At 43.0% G+C, this 21,788-nt stretch carries 20 protein-coding genes; 13 read left to right on the forward strand and 7 right to left on the reverse strand.

Translation table 11 applies throughout. The features are described from left to right. Positions 1-32: 32 nt before the first annotated feature. The 3 genes from QUA42_RS20065 to QUA42_RS20075 all read left to right on the forward strand — a co-directional run bounded on the left by QUA42_RS20065 (position 33) and on the right by QUA42_RS20075 (position 2,105). Positions 33-479 carry a tellurite resistance TerB family protein gene (locus QUA42_RS20065; RefSeq protein WP_190739853.1) on the forward strand — a complete coding sequence of 149 codons (447 nt, stop codon included), beginning with the start codon at positions 33-35 and terminating at the stop codon, positions 477-479. Positions 480-631: 152 nt separating this feature from the next. Further along, a complete protein-coding gene (locus QUA42_RS20070; protein ID WP_333139507.1) occupies positions 632-1,057 on the forward strand; it encodes a thioesterase family protein in 426 nt (141 codons plus the stop codon). Between the two features lie 76 nt (positions 1,058-1,133). Continuing rightward, positions 1,134-2,105, forward strand: coding sequence for a putative 2-dehydropantoate 2-reductase (locus QUA42_RS20075; RefSeq protein WP_333139472.1), 972 nt, complete (start codon positions 1,134-1,136; stop codon positions 2,103-2,105). A gap of 97 nt (positions 2,106-2,202) precedes the next feature. On the opposite strand, the gene QUA42_RS20080 is transcribed toward QUA42_RS20075, so the two are convergent. From QUA42_RS20080 to menA, 4 genes are all read right to left on the reverse strand, one after another. After that, on the reverse strand, positions 2,203-3,621 hold the full coding sequence (locus tag QUA42_RS20080; protein ID WP_333139474.1) for a 2-succinylbenzoate--CoA ligase: 1,419 nt from the start codon (positions 3,619-3,621) through the stop codon (positions 2,203-2,205). A 69-nt stretch (positions 3,622-3,690) separates the two neighbouring features. Then, positions 3,691-4,725: an o-succinylbenzoate synthase gene (locus QUA42_RS20085; protein ID WP_333139476.1), complete on the reverse strand. Its 1,035-nt coding sequence runs from the start codon at positions 4,723-4,725 to the stop codon at positions 3,691-3,693. An 11-nt stretch (positions 4,726-4,736) separates the two neighbouring features. Then, positions 4,737-5,537: a 2-succinyl-6-hydroxy-2,4-cyclohexadiene-1-carboxylate synthase gene (gene menH, locus QUA42_RS20090; protein ID WP_333139478.1), complete on the reverse strand. Its 801-nt coding sequence runs from the start codon at positions 5,535-5,537 to the stop codon at positions 4,737-4,739. A gap of 142 nt (positions 5,538-5,679) precedes the next feature. Next, a complete protein-coding gene (gene menA / locus QUA42_RS20095; protein WP_333139480.1) occupies positions 5,680-6,576 on the reverse strand; it encodes a 2-carboxy-1,4-naphthoquinone phytyltransferase in 897 nt (298 codons plus the stop codon). A 384-nt stretch (positions 6,577-6,960) separates the two neighbouring features. On the opposite strand from menA, the gene QUA42_RS20100 reads away from it, so the two are divergent. Continuing rightward, positions 6,961-8,391, forward strand: coding sequence for an isochorismate synthase (locus QUA42_RS20100; protein WP_333139482.1), 1,431 nt, complete (start codon positions 6,961-6,963; stop codon positions 8,389-8,391). 126 nt (positions 8,392-8,517) lie between these two features. Here QUA42_RS20100 and QUA42_RS20105 read toward each other — a convergent pair whose 3' ends face one another. Continuing rightward, positions 8,518-8,817: an antibiotic biosynthesis monooxygenase gene (locus tag QUA42_RS20105; RefSeq protein WP_333139484.1), complete on the reverse strand. Its 300-nt coding sequence runs from the start codon at positions 8,815-8,817 to the stop codon at positions 8,518-8,520. Between the two features lie 73 nt (positions 8,818-8,890). Here QUA42_RS20105 and menD point away from each other — a divergent pair, with 73 nt between their 5' ends. After that, positions 8,891-10,708, forward strand: a complete 1,818-nt coding sequence (gene menD, locus QUA42_RS20110) for a 2-succinyl-5-enolpyruvyl-6-hydroxy-3-cyclohexene-1-carboxylic-acid synthase (RefSeq protein WP_333139486.1) — start codon at positions 8,891-8,893, stop codon at positions 10,706-10,708. 44 nt (positions 10,709-10,752) lie between these two features. On the opposite strand, the gene grxC is transcribed toward menD, so the two are convergent. Beyond that, on the reverse strand, positions 10,753-11,067 hold the full coding sequence (gene grxC / locus QUA42_RS20115) for a glutaredoxin 3 (RefSeq protein WP_333139488.1): 315 nt from the start codon (positions 11,065-11,067) through the stop codon (positions 10,753-10,755). Between the two features lie 264 nt (positions 11,068-11,331). Between grxC and QUA42_RS20120 the strand changes: the two genes are divergently transcribed. Continuing rightward, the gene (locus tag QUA42_RS20120) at positions 11,332-11,547 is read left to right on the forward strand and encodes a hypothetical protein (RefSeq protein ID WP_190731630.1); all 216 of its coding nucleotides are present in this window, start codon (positions 11,332-11,334) and stop codon (positions 11,545-11,547) included. A gap of 175 nt (positions 11,548-11,722) precedes the next feature. Here the strand turns inward: QUA42_RS20120 and QUA42_RS20125 are convergent, their stop codons facing one another. After that, positions 11,723-12,589: a WYL domain-containing protein gene (locus tag QUA42_RS20125; protein ID WP_333139490.1), complete on the reverse strand. Its 867-nt coding sequence runs from the start codon at positions 12,587-12,589 to the stop codon at positions 11,723-11,725. A gap of 88 nt (positions 12,590-12,677) precedes the next feature. Here QUA42_RS20125 and QUA42_RS20130 point away from each other — a divergent pair, with 88 nt between their 5' ends. The 7 genes from QUA42_RS20130 to cas4 all read left to right on the forward strand — a co-directional run bounded on the left by QUA42_RS20130 (position 12,678) and on the right by cas4 (position 21,632). Further along, positions 12,678-12,887 carry a hypothetical protein gene (locus QUA42_RS20130; RefSeq protein WP_333139492.1) on the forward strand — a complete coding sequence of 70 codons (210 nt, stop codon included), beginning with the start codon at positions 12,678-12,680 and terminating at the stop codon, positions 12,885-12,887. A gap of 69 nt (positions 12,888-12,956) precedes the next feature. Next, entirely contained in the window at positions 12,957-15,497 is a 2,541-nt protein-coding gene (locus tag QUA42_RS20135; protein ID WP_333139494.1) for a hypothetical protein, read from the forward strand. A 2-nt stretch (positions 15,498-15,499) separates the two neighbouring features. Beyond that, positions 15,500-16,444, forward strand: coding sequence for a hypothetical protein (locus QUA42_RS20140; protein WP_333139496.1), 945 nt, complete (start codon positions 15,500-15,502; stop codon positions 16,442-16,444). Positions 16,445-16,486: 42 nt separating this feature from the next. Beyond that, positions 16,487-17,260 (forward strand): hypothetical protein, encoded by a 774-nt coding sequence (locus tag QUA42_RS20145; RefSeq protein ID WP_333139498.1) that lies wholly within the window; start codon positions 16,487-16,489, stop codon positions 17,258-17,260. 4 nt (positions 17,261-17,264) lie between these two features. Further along, complete coding sequence (cas3, locus tag QUA42_RS20150; protein WP_333139499.1) at positions 17,265-20,012, forward strand: CRISPR-associated helicase Cas3'; 2,748 nt, start codon at positions 17,265-17,267, stop codon at positions 20,010-20,012. Positions 20,013-20,063: 51 nt separating this feature from the next. Beyond that, positions 20,064-20,897 carry a CRISPR-associated endoribonuclease Cas6 gene (gene cas6 / locus QUA42_RS20155; protein ID WP_333139501.1) on the forward strand — a complete coding sequence of 278 codons (834 nt, stop codon included), beginning with the start codon at positions 20,064-20,066 and terminating at the stop codon, positions 20,895-20,897. 141 nt (positions 20,898-21,038) lie between these two features. Continuing rightward, the gene (cas4, locus tag QUA42_RS20160) at positions 21,039-21,632 is read left to right on the forward strand and encodes a CRISPR-associated protein Cas4 (RefSeq protein WP_333139503.1); all 594 of its coding nucleotides are present in this window, start codon (positions 21,039-21,041) and stop codon (positions 21,630-21,632) included. The last annotated feature ends 156 nt before the right edge of the window (positions 21,633-21,788 follow it).

Consider the following 21,788-nt stretch of genomic DNA (forward strand, 5'->3'; position numbering starts at 1 on the left):
TAAATCGACCACTAAATAATGAGGAAAGTATCATGGGTTTATTTGATAAAGTATCGCAGACTCGCCAAGAAACGGACGTAACGTTAGGACCGGCCGAAGCATTTGCTGCGATCGCGCTAATTGCCGTAGCAGCCGACGGTTACATCAATGACAGCGAAAGTAAAGCGATTAGCATGACACTATCTCGGATGCAACTGTTCCGCAGCTATCCCGATGACGTGATGAGAAAAATGCTCGATCGCCTGCTGATGATTCTGCAACGGCAAGGAGTTGAGGTACTGTTTAATGCTGCTTTGGCAACGCTTCCCGACGAACTTAAAGAAACTGTTTTTGCTGTGACAACTGATATCGCTTTAGCAGATGGCGAGGTTTCAGAAGAAGAAGAACAACTTTTGAACGATCTTTACAGTGCATTGGGGCTTTCCGAAGATATTGCCCTCAAGATTATAGACGTGATGTTGATTAAGAACAAAGGTTAAGAAAGAAGGGGGAGGAGTGAGGAGGGCGAATTTTACAATATAAAAAATTAGCGCCTACTTACTTAGCTGACAACTTCTCCAAAAGTGCGGTTTTACCGATATGATGGTTGGTAAAATTGCGATCGAATTTGCGATCGCCGTTACTACCTCAAATGCCTTTCACTTACACCCGCACTGTTCGCTTTCAAGATACCGATGCTGCTGGAGTCGTTTACTTTGCTAACGTTTTGGCGATGTGCCACGAAGCTTACGAGGCATCTCTAGCAGCATCGGGAATCAATCTCAAAGCATTTTTCAGCAATCCCGAGGTTGCTTTTCCCATAATTCATGCTAGTGTAGATTTTTATCGCCCAATGTTTGCGGGCGATCGGCTGACGATTCAATTGACGCCCAAACAAGTTGCTGGCGATGAATTTGAAATTACCTATCAAGTATTTTCTGGGGAAGTTGCAGGAAGAAGCGCGGCGAAAGCTCTTACTAAGCACGTCTGCATCAATACAGTTAGCCGAACTAGAGAACATCTATCTGAAGACTTGATGCAGTGGATGAGGAAATTTGAGATTGAGATTTCAGATTAGTTCTATCTTTAAATAATAGCAGGATATGACAGTCAAATTTCTGTTTTGTTGATATTATTTAAGACTTTTTGATATTATGTCAAATCGCAATTATGCCATTGTGGGCACAGGAGCTTTAGGCGGATTCTACGGTGCTAGACTGCAACAAGCAGGTTTAGAAGTCAATTTTTTGCTACGCAGCGATTACGATCAGGTCAGAAAACACGGTTTGATTGTGGAGTCTCCCGAAGGTGACTTCACCCTACCCCACGTCCGCGGCTACCACGACGCGCACAAAATGCCTCAGTGCGACGTAGTAATTGTAGCGCTGAAAACTACTCAAAATCACTTGTTGCCGAAAATTTTGCCTCCTTTATTAAAGGATAACGGCGCGGTTTTAGTATTGCAAAACGGATTGAATGTCGAACCGGAAGTAGCTAAAATTGTCGGTGCAGAACGAGTAGTTGGCGGGCTGTGTTTTCTCTGTTCTTATAAAGTTGGGCCCGGTCATATCTGCCACCTAGATTACGGCACTATCACGCTGGGAGAATATGCCCAAGACTACAAAGCAATCGGTATTACTGATAGATTGCACAAAATTGCTGCGGACTTTAAACGTGCTCATATTCCTATTAAAATGAGCGAAGATTTGCTATTATCAAGATGGAAAAAGCTGGTTTGGAATATTCCTTATAACGGGCTGTCTGTAGTGTTGGATGCCAGAACTGACGAACTGATGGCTAATCCCGATACTCTGATTTTAGTCAAGGAAATGATGGGGGAAGTGGTAGCGGGAGCGAAAAGTTGCGATCGCATTATTCCCGATGACTTTATCCCACAAATGCTTGAATACACTCAGAAAATGAAGCCTTACCGCACGAGCATGAAAATCGATTATGATGAATCGCGGCCCCTGGAAGTTGAGGCGATTTTTGGTAATCCAATACGGGTGGCGCAGCAAGCAGGTATTAAGTTGCCCCAAATAGAGGTAGTTTACCGAATGTTGAAGTTTATGGATTTTCAAAGACAAGAAGCAGAGAGGACGAGAAGGCTATTAGGTTTGTCATAATTAGTCTGTTGACTGTTGATTGTTGACTGTTGACTGTTGTCAGGAGTCGGAAATAAGCATGAGAAATTCTGCCTTCTGCATTGATGGCGCCTAATAATTATTGATATTTGAGCGCAATTTCTTGCAATTTTTCTCGATTGACTTTGCCTTGAGAATTGCGCGGCAATTGTTCGACGATAACCCAATATTTCGGCCGCTTAAACTTGCTCAACTTATCTTCTATTGCCCCTTGCAGATTTTTGACAGTAACTTCGGAATTAGCGGGAACGTAGATAGCCGTAACGACTTGACCCCAATCTTTGTCTGGCAAGCCAATTACAGCAATATCCGCAACTAAATTAGTCGATCGCACAACGGCTTCAACTTCCGCCGGAAATACATTTTCTCCGCCTGTGATAATTTTGTCGCTGCTGCGTCCGACGATATTTAAGTAGTTATTTTTATCAAAAAATCCCAAATCGTCTAATTGGAAGTATTGGCGATCGCCAAAATTTTTAGGATAATAACCCAACGCCAAAGATTTAGCATTTACCACAATATTTCCGATTTGATTATCGCACAAAATATCGCCATTGGCACTGCGAATAGTTATTTTAGCGTGCGGTAAAATTTTACCGGAACTGTTATTGCCAGCGAGAAAATCTTGGGGTTTTAGTGTAGCAATTTGCGAGGCAGTTTCGGTCATGCCATAACTGGGCGCTAATTTGATTTGATAGTTTCTAGCTGTTTCTAAAAGTTCCTGCCAAGCGGGAGCACCACCCAAAAGTACGGCGCGAAACCGTCCCAACCAATTAGCTGTATCTGGATTTTGCAGCAGCCGTTGCAGTTGAGTTGGAACTAAAGAAATAAAAAATTCTTCTGGTTCGATGTCGCTTTTTTTAGCACTTTCTAATTCTTTAAAGGGCTGAATAGCGAGTTTTCCTCCGGTAGTAAACGAGCGCATGAATTGCATTAAACCGCTGACATGATATAAGGGCAAAACGCAAAATGAGTTGATTTGGTCAACTTGAAAATATTGTTGAAAACCTTGTACTGATGCGGTTAGTGTTTCCCAAGTGTGGATGGCAAAACGGATTTTTCCTGAAGAACCGCCGGTGGGAATCATAATCGTATCAAAACCGCTTTTACCGGGCGAATGGAAGTCGCGGCTATACAAACGAAGTCCGCCTTCGCGGACTGGGATATGGGGATTTTTGGGAAGCAGGTATTGTCCTAAAAATATGTCTGGTTGGACTAAATCAAAGACTTGTTCCCATTCTGGTTTTACCCAGTTGGGATTGCAGAGAAAAATGGGACATTTGGCGGCGCGGGCGGCGGTGAAGCTGGCAAGAAATTGCACTGGTTCTGGTTCGGCGAGGCAAATTTTTGGGGGTGTTTTTTGTGCGGGATTTTGGGTGATTTCAAGAAATACCCGATCGACAATTCGGGCAAATTCGCGACTGTCACAACCGATAAGCCAGTTATCGGGCAAGCCAGACGCGATATCCCGGATATTTACTGTTAGATTTTTTGCCATAGATGCTTTCACCAAGTTTCTCGATTCAAAACAATTACCTAACCCGCTTGATTTAGTCGTGGGAGTAATCTAAAATCTAAAATCTAAAATCGAATGATTGTCATCGAACCAGCAATCAGTGCCGAAGCCTAATGCTCTCTTATTTAAAGACAATTCTGTTGCTAAATTTAAGGCTGCTTGTCTGCCGATTTCGGTTTCAAATACTGATGAGAAAACGGCGTCTATATTGTGAGTTTGACAAAATTTTCGCAGTTGGGATGGGGAACCAGCAATCGCAGGTTTAATGACGAAAATTCCCCGCCAGCCTTGGCTGTAGCACTCTTGAATGCGATCGAGGTTGGCGGCAGATTCATCAAGGGCGATCGGAGTTGCATAAATAGCATTCAATTCTACCATTTCTTGAAACTGTGTTACGGGCAACGGCTGTTCCAAAAATTCAATTTCTGCAGAAAAATCGGGAGTTGCTTTTACCTCGTCGCAAGCTTCCAGCCATGTTTTAGCCTGCGAGTAACTGAGTCCCCCGTTGGCATCTAAGCGCAAAAATGCTTTTTCGCGATCGCACAAATTGTGCATTGCTTGGATTAGCTGCTGAAAAATATTTAATTCTTGTTCAATTGCAGCAACACCAATTTTCCATTTAAACGTGCGATATCCCTCTAACCAAAGCACTTGCAAAGCCTGCAAAGCTGTTTCACCTGCTGGCAATAAACCGCTGAACCGATTTTGCATTTTCTCCCCATTTTGGGAAAGGTAAGTTAAATTTTCGCTTTTCTCCCCCCCTTGGCAAGGGGGGGCTGGGGGGGGTGAATTTTTCTCGTTTAGTGCCGACTCAAAGCCAAATTGACAAGCCGGCAATTCACCGGAAATAGCAAAAATCATCTCTGATGAAATATTACCTGGCAACTGGTGACAAAAATCTAAAGCTTGCTCAAAACTTTCGGAACAAAACCAACTCAAAGGGGAAATTTCTCCCCAACCAATTTGACCATTCTCGCCCAAAAGTCGCAGGATAATCCCTTCGCGAATATCCCAGATGCCGTGACTTGTTTGCAAGGGTCGCTTAAATTTTCGCTGATAAGTGCGAAACTCGAATTGATAAAGCATTGCTTTTTTAGTTAATCATAAAATTGTCTCACAACAGCGACAAAATTATCAATATTTTCAAAATGGATATTGTGACCAGCTTTTGGTACAATTTCCAGACGGGCGGTTGGACACAATTGGGCAATTTCGGTATTTATAGTTGTAAATTTATCATCATATTCTCCCGCTAGCAAGAGGATGGGGATGTGATTTTGTGCGAGTTTTTCCCAAAGAGAGGGCTGGTTGCCGGTTCCCATATTGCGGAGTGATTTGGCTAATTCTAAGGGATTGTTTGCTAAGCGGGTTTCTATGAGTGTCTCGAAATTAGGAGAATTTTTTAAAGATTTGAATAAAGGGCGATCGTACCAGTTGAATAAAAAATCTTTAATGTTGCTATTTTCCAGCTTTTGTGCTAGCTGTAAATCGGCTTCCAGGCGGTGCGATCGCTCTTTTTCTGTCTTCAATCCTGGCGAAGCTGACTCTAATACTACTTTCTCGAATCTTTCTGGGAAATGTAATGTCATGTAAAGTGCCAATCGCCCGCCCATTGAATAGCCCAACAACAAACATTTGTCTATTTGTAAATCATTTAATAACTCGATCAATGCTTGGGCTGTATTTGATATATTGTAGCAACTTTCGTCGCCGTTGACTCTAGTTTTTCCATGACCGGGAAGGTCAACTGCTAAGCAGCAATAACTGTTAGAAAGTAAGGGAATGACCCTGCTAAAGTCTTGACTGCTGCCCGTGAATCCATGCAAAAATAAAAGTGTCGGCTGATTTTTGTTGCCAGTTAAGGAATAGTGAAAGTTATAATTATTCAATTTGTCCATATACAATTATACGATTCAATGTGAGGTACGGATTGCTGAATTAAAGAAGATTTTGAGAAGTCGCCCAACTCTGCCAACTCCACCAACTCCCTCAACTTAGCAAACCATACCTCCAATTTACCGTAATTCTCGATCGCCCGATCTACAAAGCAAACCCCAACGCCAGCAGCAATCCGCTCGAAAAATGCAGGGTGACTGCGATAAACTTAGAGTTGCTGACCTTTACTGGTTGGTTGTGATAGTCTGTGACATGGCGGCAAAGGTCGATCGCAAATGGCAAACTCCCAAAAATCAACAACGTCCAAATTGGGAACATTCCCAAAGCCACAAATACCACAGTCAAAACATAAATGCTGCCGCACAACCACTGCAACAACTGGGCACCTTTATTCGTACCGAGTCGAACAATTGGGGATTTTTTACCCGCCGCCAAATCGTCCTCAACTTGGTGAAAATGGGAACAAAATAAGATGATACTGGTAGTAATTCCCACGATTGCCGACGCTGCAAAATTAGTGGCCGACCAAGTTTGAGTTTGACTGTAATAAGCAGCGGCGAAGGCTAGCGGCCCGAAGGTGAAAAAGCAAATAATTTCTCCCAAACCTTGATAGCCAAGACGAAACGGAGGCCCTTGATAAGTGTACCCGAGAGCACAGCACAAAACTACCAGCAAAATTACTGTTGGGTCTTTTTGCCACCAGCTTATGGCGCAAATTCCCGACACTCCGACTGCTAAAAACAGGTTTGCCAGCCCGAAAATTAAAGCTTTATTTCCGGTTAAGTTAACTAGGGAATGCGCTTTGTTTTTATCGATGCCTGTTTCAGAGTCAAATACATCATTGCTGAGATTCAGCCATGCTATAATCAAAATGGCTGACATTAAAAAGGTCGAAAAAATTGACGAATTAATCGTTTGAGTTTCGGCAAAAGCAATTGCTGTTCCTACTGAAATAGGAATCACCGCAACGCTGTACATGGGCGGCTTGATTGCCGCCAGCCACAATTTACTATTGGGATGTTCAATTAACTTTGTTGTCATTACACAAACTTGATGCAATTGATAGCAGCTTAGTGATTTTACAATGTTATTGGTAAATAATCTTTACTCTGTATAAGGTTGAGTGCGTGCGGGGCATCCGTTGAGAGGCTGTGAAGGTGCTCAAAGGCTTGAAGTAGCCCGTCTGCAAACCTTTGTAGGGGCGATCGCATGAGAGTCCAGATTTAGTCGCTCAATCTTAAAGTTTTATGTATAAATGTTTCGATCGATCACGCGATAGTCTGTTTTCGCCCCCAAGCGAGCCCAAACTTTCCGGGAAACTCGAAAGGTCATGTTTTGCGATCGCCCTCCCGTGCTTAGATCGAAATAGGGGTTTTAGCCGGATAAACCCACACTCTATCTGACAAATCTGCTATTCTCACTTTCATGACAGTAATACCGCACCGCGCTAATCTCTTGCAAGACCGCAATCAACTGCATCAGTTGCTGTTAGATTGCCAGCAGTCTTTAACTGACAAATATCAAACCAAAATAGTTAGTATTTCTCAGGAAATTTACCCCCTCGATCCACTAGCTGTACTGCAAGAAATTTCCGAACCTTGTCAGCGGCACTTTTACTTTGAAAAAAGAGACCCCATTGCAGACAAAAGTTTTGCGATTGCCGCCCTTGATTCGGCAATTCATCTCACCGTAGCAGGAAGCGAGCGATTTGCTGCTGCTCAAAACTTTATTCGTTCAACTCTTGCCAGTACAATTAACATTGGTACGGAACGCTTGCCATTTAGCGGGCCTTACTTTTTTTGTAGCTTTGCTTTCTTTGATGAAAACATCTACGACAATTCTTACTTTCCGCCCGGTACCATATTTTTACCAAAATGGCAAATTTCTCGACAACAAGATAGCTGCATTCTCGTCGCGAATGCCCTTGTAGAAAAAGATATAAACGTTAAAAACCTATCTGAAAATTTTTGGCAAACTTTTGATAAAATTGCATCTCGCAAATACCCTAAATTAACCGATCGGATCGATTCGATATCTTTAAAACAAATACCTGTAAATGATGCCAGTCTATTTAAAACATCTGTCAAGTCTGCGTTAGAATTAATCGAGTCTAAATATTTTAGTAAGATTGTTTTATCCCAAGCAATAAATGTGCTTTCTCAAACCAGTTTTAGTGTAATTGATTCATTGAACAACTTGCGTCTCAGTTATCCAGGTTGCTATGTATTTTCAACCAGTAACGGTAAAGGTCAAAGTTTTATTGGAGCTAGTCCAGAACGCTTAATTAGTATTCACAATAATCAATTATCAACCGATGCTTTAGCTGGTTCAGCACCGAGGGGCAAAACGGAAGCAGAAGATGCGAATTTAGCAAAAGGCTTATTGAACAGTGAAAAAGATATTAGAGAACATCAAGTGGTGATTGATTTTATAGTCGATCGCCTGTCTAAACTGGGTATAACTCCCAAACTTTGCCCACTTCCCAGACTGCTACAACTATCAAACATTCAGCATTTGTGGACACCCATAACTGCTCAAATTCCGGCTGATGTTCATTTATTAAAGATTTTAGCTCAACTGCATCCAACCCCAGCGGTAGCAGGCGTGCCGAGAGATATTGCCCTAGAGCAAATTCGCCGCTGTGAAAGCTACGATCGCTCTTTGTACGCAGCACCCATTGGCTGGATCGATCGCAGGGGAAATGGGGAATTTGCGGTCGGCATTCGATCGGCATTAATCGATGGCGATCGGGCTATACTCTATGCTGGTAATGGTATTGTGGCCGGTTCCGAACCGGAAAAGGAATTAGCCGAAATTCAGCTCAAATTACAACCACTTTTAAATGCTTTGGTTTAATTCACTGAATTTTAATTGGTGGCTAGAAACCGGGTTTTTTACTGAATATCTGGGCTATAACGAAGTATGTTGGTAAAAAACCCGGTTTCTCTGGTGGGAGTGCGTCAGTGATGTTAATGTTTAATTTTAATCTTTAATTCTAACCTCCTCAAAATATTCTACTATGGGAAAAGGATCGTAAAAATGGTGAAGCATTCTTTTCCACTCTTGATATTCAGCGGAATTCCTAAATCTAATGGTATGAGCTTCTAAATTTTCCCATCTAACCAATAATAGATATTTTCCTTGAACTTCTGTGCAGCGATGAAGTTCGTGAGATAAATATCCATCTATAGACGCTATCAGACTGGAGGCTTCTCTAAAAGCTATCTCAAAATCCCTCTCACAGCCAGATTTGACATTAAGCACAACCGCCTCAAGAATCATAAAAATGTATCCTGACAATTATTTGAGTATAATATCCTAGCACAATACAGAGTTGAGCTACTCAGGTTTAGCAATGCCAATAGATTTTCGCAATACAAACACCGTTTGGGCTTCCGTATTAGCAGAAACTTTGCAGCGGTTGGGATTAACTACAGCCGTGATTTGTCCCGGTTCGCGATCGGCACCGCTAACAATAGCCTTTGCTCAAAACAAAAAACTAGAAACTATTCCCATACTCGACGAACGTTCAGCCAGTTTTTTTGCATTAGGAATTGCCAAAAAATCCGGTTTACCAACCGCACTAATTTGCACATCGGGAACCGCCGCTGCCAACTTTTATCCTGCTATAATAGAAGCCAGAGAAAGTCGAATTCCACTGCTAATATTCACCGCCGATCGACCTCCGGAACTGCGGGACTGTCACGCCGGACAAGCGATCGACCAAGTGAAAATATACGGCAATTATCCCAACTGGCAAGCCGAATTAGCGATCCCTTCTGCGTCCAGAGGAATGCTAGACTATCTGCGGCAGACGATCGTGTATGCTTGGGAGCGATCGCAATTTCCAACGAAGGGCCCCGTTCACCTCAACATCCCCTTTCGCGACCCGCTTGTACCCGTTCCAGACATAGCCGTAGAAGCTTTAGAAACAGAATTTAATCCCGAAGATTTCTTTGCAGGATTAGAACCCATTTTCGGAGGAGAAAGCTCTACCCCCCCCAGCCCCCCGTTGTTAAGGGGGGGAGAAGAAAGTACCATGCAACAGTGGCAAAAGTGCAGCAAAGGGATTATTATTGCAGGCGTTGCACAGCCTCAATTTGCCGAAAAATACTGTAGTGCGATCGCCCAAATTTCTAAATCCTTAAACTGGCCAGTTTTAGCAGAAGGACTATCCCCAGTCAGAAACTACGCCCAACTAAAAAACCCCCATCTAATTTGCACCTACGATTTAATCCTGCGAAACCGCGAACTAGCAGATAAATTAACCCCAGAAATCGCCATTCAAATCGGAGACTTACCCACAAGCAAAGAACTGCGAAACTGGCTAGACAAAACCCAACCAAAACGCTACATAATCGACCCCAGCCACCACAATTTCGATCCCCTACACGGCCAAACAATTCACCTGCGAACCTCCGTCGAACATCTCGCAACTAATCTCGCAACTATATTAACTCTTGTCCCCCCCCTTAACAAGGGGGGGTTAGGGGGGGTTCAAACCTCTCCATCAAACGAATACCTCCAACTTTGGCGCAACACCGAAACCCAAGTCAGACAAACAATAGACCAAAAAATATCAGCAATTAACAACATAATCGAACCCAAAGTTTCCTGGCTGCTTTCCCAAATTTTGCCGCCCGCCACACCGATATTTATTGCCAACAGTATGCCCGTCCGAGATGTAGAGTTTTTCTGGAAGCCAAACCACTTAGAAATAAAACCTTTTGTCAATCGCGGCGCTAACGGTATAGACGGCACATTATCAACAGCTTTGGGAGTAGCTCACCGCAATCAAAGCAGCATCATGCTAACAGGCGATTTAACACTTTTGCACGATACAAACGGTTTTTTAATTAAAAATAAATTTGTCGGTCATTTGACAATCATATTAATTAATAACAACGGTGGCGGAATTTTTGAAATGTTGCCCGTTGCCAAATTTGACCCGCCCTTTGAAGAGTTTTTTGCCACGCCGCAGTATATCAACTTTGCTCAGTTGTGTGCAACTTACGGCGTGGAACACGAGATAATAGACGATTGGGAACAGTTCAAACAAAAATTAAGTTTTTTGCCAAATAGCGGGATTCGCGTCTTAGAATTGCAAACAGACAGGCGCGCTGATGCTAAATGGCGGCAAGATAATCTAAGTAAATTTGCCAAAGATTTGTAAATTGGTAGGTTGAGCAGGTGGAACGAAACCCAACCTACACTAATTTAAACTGCTGGTTGAGCTAGCAGCGGATCTAACTCTCCATCTGCATCGAGTTTGTGAATGTCATCGCAGCCGCCTACGTGTTGGTTATTAATGAAAATTTGGGGCACGCTGCGGCGTCCGTTAGCGCGCTCGGCCATTGCTTTTCTAGCGGCTTCGTCGCCATCAATTTTGTATTCCGTGAAATTTACGCCTTTCCACCACAGCAAAGTTTTGGCGCGGATGCAGTAGGGACAGGTTTGCCAAGTATAGATTTCGACATTGGCTTTGATGCGATCGGGCTTGCGGCCCAAAATGGGATTTAGAAAATCAAGCATTTTCGGTACTGGGGTAAAAATTAAACTGGTTGGGGGATTAACGATCATTTTAGCGAAATGCCGTCAGCCCCACGTCCTACCCAAAAATCGGCGCGGGATGGAATTGCCTGCAGCAACCTGTGACCCTGTGACCCAAGTCACAACTTTACTCTACTCGGATCACTTGCTGTCACCCTAGAGAATCACATTCGCGACCTTATTAATATCACCGATATTTAGAGGAAACCAGAAGATGATAGATATATCGAATTCAACCGCACTGCCATGCACCCCGTACAACTCCTCCCCGGCGCTATCTCTGAAATCCTCGCTTCTGTAACCGATACAGGCGTTTTGACTCTGGCGGATCGCTACGGTTTGATGGCCGCCACCTTCGACGACTCTCTGAATGACGAAGACAGAGGCTGTGTCAACCGCTTGTTGCGGGCGGTGCTCAGAGGCCGAGTGAAAGTGGTCAACGAACTTTCAGCAGCATTCTAATCGGGATTTGAAGTTTTGTTCTGAAGGCAAGGTGAGTCAGCGGTAGATGAAAATAGTGGAAACTCAGGCAGGAGTGGAAACAGCAGTAATTTGAATTCGATTTAAAAGTTTTCTCCTCTAACTCAACAACGGTTTATTTGTCAAAGCAGCCTTTACCGGCTGCTTTTTTTTTGATTTAATCGCGGATTTCCAGGTTGTACTGGCGGCAGAGGGCGATCAGTTTTTGTTGGAATCGATCGCGCACGCTGTCTGGAGACACAATGACGCAATCTTCGCCGTAACGGAATACCTCCCGAATCAGCCAAAAGGGATTAGAGACGCGCCGCACGACTTGGCGGACATCTCCGATGACTTGATCTTCCTCACTGATATCTTTTTGCCTGCGTTCGTAAGCTTTTACCATGCCACGATAAAAGTGTAAGTACACTTTTAAAAAATCTAACCCTTCCTCGCGCCACTGTCCGTCCATTGGCTCAATAGCCTTGATGCGATCGAACCGCAAACACCGATTGTGAACAAGTTCGGGATAGTCGGGATTTTTGAGATCGTTAGTCTCTTCGCACCAGATTTCCAAGTAAAAGCGCTTTTCTTCAAAGGAAATCTCCGCGTAGCGCACTGTAAACTCCAGTTCCTCGTCTTGAGCGTTCAGGTACAGCAGGCGGAAAGGTTGCTGGTTATTGATGTGTCGATCGACGTGAGTTCGCCATGCGACGCTAGGCTGATTAGCTAATTGCCAAAGCGATTGGCGCATCGGCGCTTCAAGCTCTCCTTGGTCTAAAAGCAGACTTAAAAGGGTTTGAGCTTGTCCGGCGTGACCTGAATCTGTCAGGATTTTAGTGGCTTGCAGTAGCGCTTCCACCTGAGTCGGTTTCAGGGTAAAGAGTTTGCGGACTTCCGGCGTTTGTTGGGCGATCGCGACGATCAACCCCGAAGGACTGGGACTTTTGCCCCAGAAAATGTTCAAGCGGCGAGCTAGCTCCTCTAGCTGCTCCTTGGTTCCCGGCGGAACTGACAGTGTAAGTGTTTCTTTTTTCCTAGACATCTGTAAAATATACTTGCATTATTCATAATAGTCTGCAATACTCTACTTATTGTACTTAAGAAAGCCTGACAGCTTAAGGCAGCCTGCCATGAAAGAAAGTCTTACTGATCGCCTACTGCAACTGATGTCCGATGGGCAGTGGCACTCAACAGAGGAACTGGTGGCAAAAATCAGTCATCGGTTTTCCGCAACGCAGCACGTTTTGAAGAAGCGGGGTTACAAGTTTGAGAAGCGCCGGATAGAAGGACAGCACCACGAATATCGGTTGGTGACCAGTCCGAAAGCGATCGCTTCTTAAATAAACTTTCTCCGATCTTGGGGGTAGTATCTACTACTCCTAATATTCAGCTAGCGGAGGTAAATGACTGTGAATTGGATGCAACTATCTTTGTTTGATGATTTGGATGAACAGCCTCAAAAAGCCTCAAATCAAGATGCTATAGATGAGATTACTAACTCTGACATCAGCATTCTTTTAAGTGCCTTAGCTGCTAAAGGTATTTCTGACGGTCAAAGGTCAGAAGTAATTACTAAATTAGCAAATCAGTCAGAGGCGGTAGCGATCGCACATTCTTTCAGCGACTCTAGTCTAGTTAGAGAACTCAGACTCAGGCGCAGTCAAGAAAAAACTCAGCTACCAAAACTAACTTTCACAGGCGATCGCGTTATCTATCAAAATCAAGATATTGGCAAAACTCAAATTTTGTACAAATCGCCGTTACCAGGAGAGTTACAGGCAAGATTATCTATTGAAAGCGCCATAGATAGATTTTTAGAGTATTTGCAGAAACAATATCAAATAGCGGTACTCCATGAAAGTGACTATCACGTACAGGTTTTTATTCCCCATCGAAAAGCAGCAGCCGACTTTAGTCAATATTGGCGAGAGTTTATCGAAAATATTGCTTTCTCAACTTATGGCGATACCAAGCGCAATTTACCAGGATTAGTACAAACATTCATTGTCATGCTCAATAGTGTCACTCTAGCCGGACGCGGTTTCAGTACCTTGGAAATTCCGATTTTGACACAAGAGCAATCTAATGTTTTAGCCGCTTGGTATTTGGCAGTTGTTAGGGAGGTAGAAAAGCGTCAAACAGAGCGTCAGAAGCAAATGAAGGCTCTCAAAACAGAAATAGATAATCCTGAGACAACTGATAAAGACCGCAAATCTTCAGAAAAAAAGTTGCTAGAAAAGGAGGAGATGCAGTTAAAAGAAGCGAAAAAGTACAACGAAGCTTTTCAAAAGTCCTTTGGTAAAGTCCTGGAGGAGCAACAGTCTATAGGGCAAGAGCTCAATCAACTTAAAAGTGAATTGGCCGACTCAAGGTTAACGAAAGCACAGAGGAATAAGTTACACAAACAGCAAGACAAGCTAGTTCCTAAAATTATTTTTACTCAAGAGTCTGTCCAGCAGAAAATTCGCTTGCTTGCAGAGTCTGATGGCGAACCTTTTAAGTTTATAGAGCGCGATTGCCAACAAAACCCCGCTCGGTTCAAAGACATTGTTAACATTTCTAAAAGTTTCACTAAAACTGCTACAGACCAGATCAATGCAACTCGTGGAGATATTTTTACTCAGTGTATTCTAGAGATGTATCGCCTTTTGGAAAATCCGCCAAGCGCTCCATTCCCTGAACCATTGCTGAGCGAACAGCCAAGTATCAAAGAAGTGCGATCGGCTGGAGATGACGGGAAAGATTTTTGCTATTCCTGTGGCGTTAATCTTGAAAATGCTAAATGGAAAGTAGCCAGATTTATGTTTGAGCGACCTTCCCAGCGTCGTCAATCGTCATCAAGCGAAGATCGACCTTATATTTGTGCTTCTTGTTCAGCTTTAGCATTTGCTTCACCCTTAAAAGTTACTGATGAAAGCATCATTTTGAAACTTGAACCAGTAAATCAAAGTGAACCTGCCAAACTCAGAGTTAAAGACTACCTTAGAATGTTAACCAATAAAGAGTTACATTTAAGTGCAGGTCGATATTTAGTCCTAGCCTCAGATCGAACTGGTGGGGGTGATTTAGCATCCCAGAAACTCGGTCAAGTTCAATATGCACTAGCAAAAGTAGCTTCAATTTTTGCCCTTGAGGTTTTAGCTGATTTTAAATTCTCGCTAATTATTCAGGGAAGTCAGCCAAAACACTTAGCCAGCAGATATCTAGTTTTCATAAAGGGATTGATCGACGGCTACAACCAATCAATTGTAATTACTGGCAAGGAAATTAATATGACTCTAGGCGATGCTGTTCGCTATATAGAGGGAGATTTACCCTTTCTTGCTGAATACGATGTGACGAAGGCTGCTGCTAAAGTCAACTCTTTGCAACTTGAGAAAGTCCGCCAACTCTACTGGCAAATCATTCAAGAAGACTTGAAATTACAAGGAGTAAATATGGGGTCATCAAACCAAATGGCTAAACGAGCCAAATTATACAAGGATGTCACTGCTTTGACTGGATTAACCTATGCCTTTGCTCAATCTTTAGAAAGTACAGCTAAAAAGGCAATGAAAACAGAAGATGCAGAAAGAGAAGTAAGTAAAATCATTGAAAAAGTGGATGATGCCGTTGCTTTTTGCTACTACGCCACCCTTGGGGATGAGAAAAAAACAAATGTCCAAGCAAGACTTTATTGCAACCCTGAAAACTACTTTGTTTATGAACAAACAAAGAATTTGTTGGAAGAATTAAAAATTACCAACAGAGAAGAAAAAGATGCAGAAAAACAGCAAATGTGGCTAACGCTCTACGCTGATGATGTCATGAGAGCTTATACCTACTTTGCTGAAAATGGCTACAGTCAAGACCGAGAGTGGAATGAGTTAACTTATAACTTAAAACTTTCTCTCTACACTCGTTTTCCTGAATTGGTTCGCAAAGTAAAATCTACCACGGATAAAAACTAATCATGGCTGCTAAAAAATTTCAAACAACTAATGATCAAACTGAAAATGGTTCTGAGACGGCTAAGGAATCCAAAGTAACCAGTGGATTACCCAGAACAGATGAAAAGAACCCTCGTATGCACTTTGATATTTATGCCATTCTTGAAGGTTCGCAGGAGCTTTATTTTGGGCATGAAGTACAAGTCAATGTCAACTTGGTGGAAATAGTTAAGCTCACTACTAAGGATGGGAAATCCATCGAAAAATGTTATATCTCTCCAACGAAACGGCGAGGTGTTGAGCGACGTTGCTTGCTTTGGGCACCTGTGAAAAGTGGGGAACTGCTAGGAGATAAACAACAGTGTGGCATTCCCAAAACTTGTGCTAAACCTGACTGTCCTATTTGCGCTCCCTATGGTGCTCTTGACCCAGGAAAAAGCACTTTAATTGGTCGCGTTACTCACGGTGGCGGTGTTGCTGTTCAAGATATTTACCCAGTAGAGAAGCAACGGGCAATGCACCCGGCACGTCTAGTAAATCAAAAAGATGAAACGCCGATACCATTTAAGCGTCAGTACAATCAGCCCGGTATCCTCTATCCAGTTTCTAACCATGCGTTGAGTGTTACTGATAAAGATTTTTCCTCTGTTGCCTATGCTTTTCTGGATTCCTTACCACGCATTGGTTCAGGAAATCCCAAGGGAATTGCGATCGCCGAATCCGAGAACCAAACCCCTCTGCTAGTTGTCGATCGCTACTTAGTACCCAGAGGAAAACGCCCGATTATTTCTCCATCTGTAACCGATCCAGAACAAGCGATCGCAGACTTTATGCGCCTTGCCCAATATCCAGAAGATAATACCGATCGCATCCAAGCAACTTACTTCGATCGCTGGATTGGAAATGCAGCATTAGAGAAATTACAAGAATACGCCGCGAACTTCGTTGAAACTGTTTTACAGGCGTGATCTATGTATTGCATAAAAGTCACCATCACACCTACGGCAGCAATGACATTCCGCATTCTGCCGGGGTCAATTCTCAATATTGCTACCTATCCTTTTGTACCGCCGACAACTCTATCAGGTTTCTTGCGAAGGTTAGGAATGCTCAGTGTCGGGTTAGAAATTCCTGAAACTCGAATCAACAAAGATGACCCGCCGTTTTATGCTTTACCCCGTCATTATGTAGCGCTAGGAGCTTATCCTAGCTTAAACAGTTGGCGAGGAGTGCATAAAACCTACCGCAAAGGAATGCGAGAGTTTAATCATGATGTATTTTCCCGATTGTATGTGGAAAAAGACAAAGCTAACTTTCAACTCCACACTTGGGAATATTTAATTGTTGAAGAACTAACGGGTTATGTGGTCAGCGAATCTTTACAAGGTTTAGAACATTTCCAAGACCTAGAAACCTACGGCTGCAAACTGGGTAAAGAAGGCTTTGCCGTTGTCACAGAAGTTTTTACACCCATTGAGTTAAAGCGCGAAACAGTTACAGCTTATCCATCAACAATTGTCCCGATGGAAGCACTGTTGCAGAGTTCTCAATTTGTGGGAGGTTGCGACATTTACAACTTGTACCGTTACAACTGGTCTGCGGGTTCTGAAATTGATTCAGAAACAGAGGGATTCTTAGATACAAATCGCACTCCTGTAGATGGGTTTATTCCTTTTGTCGCCGCTTACTACTCGAAAGTTGTTAACTCTGCACCTACCTTTGATTGCTACACCGACGGAGAAATTTATATCCCCGTTTCCCTGGTAAACCTGCTGAGAGATTAAATTTATGGCTAAGTCAGAACGTCAGCCTCCCTATAATTTTGGTCGTGTCTTTTTTCCTAGTGACCCCAATCCCAATCCGGCTATTCCCAATGAAATCCGTTTTCAACCTCTGGGTAATCATGTTAGCAATGTAGGAAAACTTGTAAAAAAATGGCAACCGAGTGATTTTCCTGACCATTACGAATCCTCATTCAAGCGAGTAATAAAAGCAGCCAACCTTCACGATATTGGCAAACCCCAGAAATTCGCTCTCCAAGTTGAGACTGACTCCCAACAAAAGTTTAAAAAATACATCTACTCATTTAGAGGGCATCGATTTCTAGCCGAATGCAAGGATAATATCTGGGTGGAAAAACTTGCTCAAGGACATCACGATTTTTCAGTAAAAGATATTAGCCGTGATGCTTATGTGTTAAATAAATATCCAGAGTACCAGAGCATTCTTGCTAAAGATCCCTTAGCTTATGCACGAGAACTTTACATTTTAGAAATGTGCGATCAAATTGAAGCTGAGTTAGCTTGTCGCGTAATTGGAGATGACGAGCAAGCCGAGTCGCGCACTTTCATGGATTATACCATTGCTAAGGATGATTCCGAGAAAAATGTTTATCGAGTTGACCCTTGGATTTTCTCGCCCGACCAAATTGAATTAACTTTTGACTATTGGTTGTTTTGTCTTTCTGAGGGTGACCAGGCTGAGTTGAAAAAATGTCGCACAGAAAATCGAGATGTTGACTTAGGGAAAAAGTTAGACGCAATTGCTAAACAATGGTGGCAAAATCAGCAAGGTCAGCCAGAAAAAGCAGAACCTCGAAAAGTCACGCTCAAACCTTATTCGTCAAACAAGCAGTTTCAAAACCGAGATTGTGAGTTTTGGTATCAGCAGTTAGCTGGCTTTGAACCTAACCCCATGCAAAAAAAGATTTTTGAGGTAATTGAAGAGACAGAAAATCCAGCTTTTTTGCTCAAATCTCCCACGGGTTCTGGAAAGTTTGAAGCGATTTTATTTCCGGCATTATCAAAAAATAGTCGTTTAATTTTGCCACTACCTGCTAGGAGTTTAATAGAAGACCAAAAACAGCGAATAGAAAAGTATTTAAAACGTTTTTCTGAACTGAATCCAGACCGTGAAATCTCTTTAGTCATCGATACGGGATCTCAAATGCAACGCTGGGTTTATCGCAATGGAAAAGAGGAATCTAAACCGAGAACTTACAATCCCAGACGGCATCTGTACAAGGCAGATGTCATTTTAACGACATTGGACAAATTTCTCTACCGCTATTTTGCCTTTGGGGACAAGCAAAAGTCTTTTGTATTTCCCTTGAGGATTCACCGGGACAAAACTGGTGATGAAAAAACTATCATCTGTTTTGATGAGGCTCACAGTTACGATGAGATAGCATTTACCAATTTTCAAAGTTTAGTAAAGTCACTTTATGAAGCTGGGCGATCGCTCATTTTGATGACAGCTACCATGCCACAGGAATATATCTCTCGCTTTGATTATTTAGAAACGATCGATTATATCGGTACTGCCGATGATTCGGTCAAAGCTGAACAGTTGATTAATTTCCAGAAACAACACTTACAACAGCCTTATCTCAATCGAAGAAGTTTTGAATGGATTAACGACATCGAGCGCAACTCTGAAAATCCTGAACCTTTTCAAAAACGGATTTGTGAAACGGTAACTAAAGAATGGCAATCTAAATCGAATTGCAAAATTATTACCGTGGTTCAAACTGTTAGAGATGCCGTTGCTATTTACGGGCAACTTTCAGATAAGTTGAAACTGACTGAAAATACAGAATATAAACAACTATACCTTTACCACGGTCGTCTAGACCATCGAGTCAGGCAAGAGGTCTATACCCAACTCAAACAACGAGATGATAAGGCTCAACCTTATATTCTTATTACCACCAGTGCAATTGAAGTTGGATGTGACTTGAATAGTGAGGTTCTTATTTCCGAAATTTGCCCACCTGAAAACTTAATTCAAAGAGCAGGGCGCTGTAATCGGAAAGGGAATTTTCCTGATGCTAAGGTAATTGTTCTCGGTAAAATTGAGGGCAGTCGTATCCCTTTTTATGCTCAAACTTTGGAGGAAGCTGAATGGCAAGACTATCAAGAAACTCTTCAGCAATTAGAAAGATTTGACAGCCATAAAATTGCCGAACATATCACCCGATCGCAACAAGTTGATGACTACCGAGTAGTCGAACTCTTCTCGATGCTCCATGACTATGTTTACAGTGCTGACTTAACTTGTCAACCCGCTCACGAAAAAGGGCTAGTCGTTACTCGGAGTTGGACACCATCCGCAACATTAGTTTATGACGATGGAACTCATGGCAACCAAATTGAAAATATGCCTCAAGTGACAGTGCCAATTGACCGTTTAACCATCAAAAAAGACAATATCAATCAGTATGCCAATACTCATGTTTGCGAACGCTACTATGACCAAGAAAATACATCCTGGGAAATGCGCGGTTTACGCTGGGGCTTTGCCTATCAAAAAGAAATTGTCATCAAAATAAATCAAACCAATGATGGTGCATTTATGCCAGATGCCAATCCCGAATATTCCTATAACCCAGAACTAGGTTTTGTAGAACTGCCGGGAGTTTTCATCAAGCTGAGAACAAATGGGTTTGATGAAAAATTATTATATCAGTATGGCAACACGGGTCAGAAAAAATCAGTAATTATTACATACACCAAGGCATTAGAGGAGACGACTTAACAGCGATCGCACCCTACTAAACACAACCAACTTCTCACAACCACAACCAATATGCCGCACAGCCTCATCCTCAACATCCTCCCCCTGGCCCCAATTCCCCCCGGATACCTCACCGGAAGACACCTGCACGCCCTCTTCCTCACCCTCGTGAGCTCTGTTGACAAAAAACTCGGCGATCGCCTCCACGATGCCACCGCCCAAAAATCCTTCACCCTCAGCCCTTTGCAAACTAAAAAATGCCCTTTCAAAAAACACCATTTCCTGCAATGGGAACATACAGAACCGATTCCAGAACATACCCTCTGTTGGTGGCGGATTACTCTGCTTGATGACACTCTATTCGGCAAATTAACTAATCTTTGGCTGAATCTAAATCCCTCGAAGCCGTGGCATTTGGGCCCGGCGGATTTGATGATTACTAAGATTCTGGGAACGCCCCAAGTAGATCAGCCTTGGGCTAATGCTTGCGATTACTCTCAATTGTACGATCGCGCTTCGGAAACTAATCGCTTAATTGCCTTCAGTTTTGCAACTCCTACTACCTTTCGACAGGGAAAATTTGATTCGGTGATTCCTACTAGAGACTGCGTTTTTAACAGTCTCCTCAGTCGGTGGAATAAGTACAGCCCGATCGCAATTCCCGATCAGTCATTCGATGCACTTTTTTCGACATTTGTCAATATCCGAAGTGAAAGACTGACTAACTATCAAAGCGATTTTGTCGGCATGGTTGGGGAGGTTAGTTATCGGATTTTGGGAGATGTGGAGCCTTTAGTGATTAAGCAAATTAACGCTTTGGCGGATTTTGCTGTTTACTGCGGGGTGGGGAGGAAAACTCCGATGGGTATGGGAATGACTCGGCGGATTGTTGTTAATAAGAGTTAAACGGATTTTGAGGGCGGGCAAGATGCCGGAATTCCAGGGCGGGCAAGATGCCCACCCCACAATCACACTAAACTCTTGTGGAACAGGCCCGAAAGCCTGTTGCTAATTCCAATTACTAATCTCCTACCAAACATCAAAATTATGAACGATTTTGATTACATTTCGATCGCATCTCTCAACCAGTATTCTTACTGTCCTCACCGCTGCTGGCGGATGTCTTGCGCGGGAGAATTCACCGATAATCAGTATACCATTGAAGGGACAAGTTTGCACGATCGCGTTCACACGATGGGCGAGATAAACCGCGATGAAACTTGGCAGGTTCGGGCGATTTGGCTGAAATCTGAGCGCTACAAACTGATTGGGAAATCGGATTTGATTGAGGCGGCTGAGGGTGAGATTTATCCGGTGGAATACAAGCGCGGACGCAAGGGGGAATGGGATAACGACGAGTTGCAAGTTTGCGCCCAAGCGCTTTGTTTGGAGGAGATGACGGGGAAAACTATTGCGACTGGATATGTGTATTACGCGCAGTCGCATCAGCGGCAATTAGTCGAGATTTCTGAGGGTTTGAGACAGGATGCGATCGCAACTATTGAAAAAATCGGTGCTCTTTGGCGATCGGGAAATATCCCTTTACCAGTTTACACCGCTCGGTGTAAGGGATGCAGTCTTTTTCCCCAATGTCTGCCCCAAGCTGCGGCAAAAGTCAACCGCTATCAAGAAGCAAGTTAACCTGCAAATAGGAGATTTCACAATGGGAACTGTTTACATTACTCAAGAAGATGCTTTTATTGGCAAAGTGGATGAACGTCTAATACCAATTTAATATGAAGCTGCATAGAATAGGGCTTCAAGAATAAAATTGTAAGATGACAACGAACAGATTTG

Origin of the sequence: Microcoleus sp. Pol11C2 (genome assembly GCF_036701505.1) — a bacterium.
Lineage (GTDB): Bacteria > Cyanobacteriota > Cyanobacteriia > Cyanobacteriales > Microcoleaceae > Microcoleus.

What these genes read in the sequence shown, in the direction of transcription:
- QUA42_RS20065 (WP_190739853.1), top strand. Translation starts at nt 33, where the DNA reads ATGGGTTTATTTGATAAAGTATCGCAGACTCGCCAAGAAACGGACGTA.
- QUA42_RS20070 (WP_333139507.1), top strand. Translation starts at nt 632, where the DNA reads ATGCCTTTCACTTACACCCGCACTGTTCGCTTTCAAGATACCGATGCT.
- QUA42_RS20075 (WP_333139472.1), top strand. Translation starts at nt 1,134, where the DNA reads ATGTCAAATCGCAATTATGCCATTGTGGGCACAGGAGCTTTAGGCGGA.
- QUA42_RS20080 (WP_333139474.1), bottom strand. Translation starts at nt 3,621, where the DNA reads ATGGCAAAAAATCTAACAGTAAATATCCGGGATATCGCGTCTGGCTTG.
- QUA42_RS20085 (WP_333139476.1), bottom strand. Translation starts at nt 4,725, where the DNA reads ATGCTTTATCAATTCGAGTTTCGCACTTATCAGCGAAAATTTAAGCGA.
- menH (WP_333139478.1), bottom strand. Translation starts at nt 5,537, where the DNA reads ATGGACAAATTGAATAATTATAACTTTCACTATTCCTTAACTGGCAAC.
- menA (WP_333139480.1), bottom strand. Translation starts at nt 6,576, where the DNA reads ATGACAACAAAGTTAATTGAACATCCCAATAGTAAATTGTGGCTGGCG.
- QUA42_RS20100 (WP_333139482.1), top strand. Translation starts at nt 6,961, where the DNA reads ATGACAGTAATACCGCACCGCGCTAATCTCTTGCAAGACCGCAATCAA.
- QUA42_RS20105 (WP_333139484.1), bottom strand. Translation starts at nt 8,817, where the DNA reads ATGATTCTTGAGGCGGTTGTGCTTAATGTCAAATCTGGCTGTGAGAGG.
- menD (WP_333139486.1), top strand. Translation starts at nt 8,891, where the DNA reads ATGCCAATAGATTTTCGCAATACAAACACCGTTTGGGCTTCCGTATTA.
- grxC (WP_333139488.1), bottom strand. Translation starts at nt 11,067, where the DNA reads ATGCTTGATTTTCTAAATCCCATTTTGGGCCGCAAGCCCGATCGCATC.
- QUA42_RS20120 (WP_190731630.1), top strand. Translation starts at nt 11,332, where the DNA reads ATGCACCCCGTACAACTCCTCCCCGGCGCTATCTCTGAAATCCTCGCT.
- QUA42_RS20125 (WP_333139490.1), bottom strand. Translation starts at nt 12,589, where the DNA reads ATGTCTAGGAAAAAAGAAACACTTACACTGTCAGTTCCGCCGGGAACC.
- QUA42_RS20130 (WP_333139492.1), top strand. Translation starts at nt 12,678, where the DNA reads ATGAAAGAAAGTCTTACTGATCGCCTACTGCAACTGATGTCCGATGGG.
- QUA42_RS20140 (WP_333139496.1), top strand. Translation starts at nt 15,500, where the DNA reads ATGGCTGCTAAAAAATTTCAAACAACTAATGATCAAACTGAAAATGGT.
- QUA42_RS20145 (WP_333139498.1), top strand. Translation starts at nt 16,487, where the DNA reads ATGACATTCCGCATTCTGCCGGGGTCAATTCTCAATATTGCTACCTAT.
- cas3 (WP_333139499.1), top strand. Translation starts at nt 17,265, where the DNA reads ATGGCTAAGTCAGAACGTCAGCCTCCCTATAATTTTGGTCGTGTCTTT.
- cas6 (WP_333139501.1), top strand. Translation starts at nt 20,064, where the DNA reads ATGCCGCACAGCCTCATCCTCAACATCCTCCCCCTGGCCCCAATTCCC.
- cas4 (WP_333139503.1), top strand. Translation starts at nt 21,039, where the DNA reads ATGAACGATTTTGATTACATTTCGATCGCATCTCTCAACCAGTATTCT.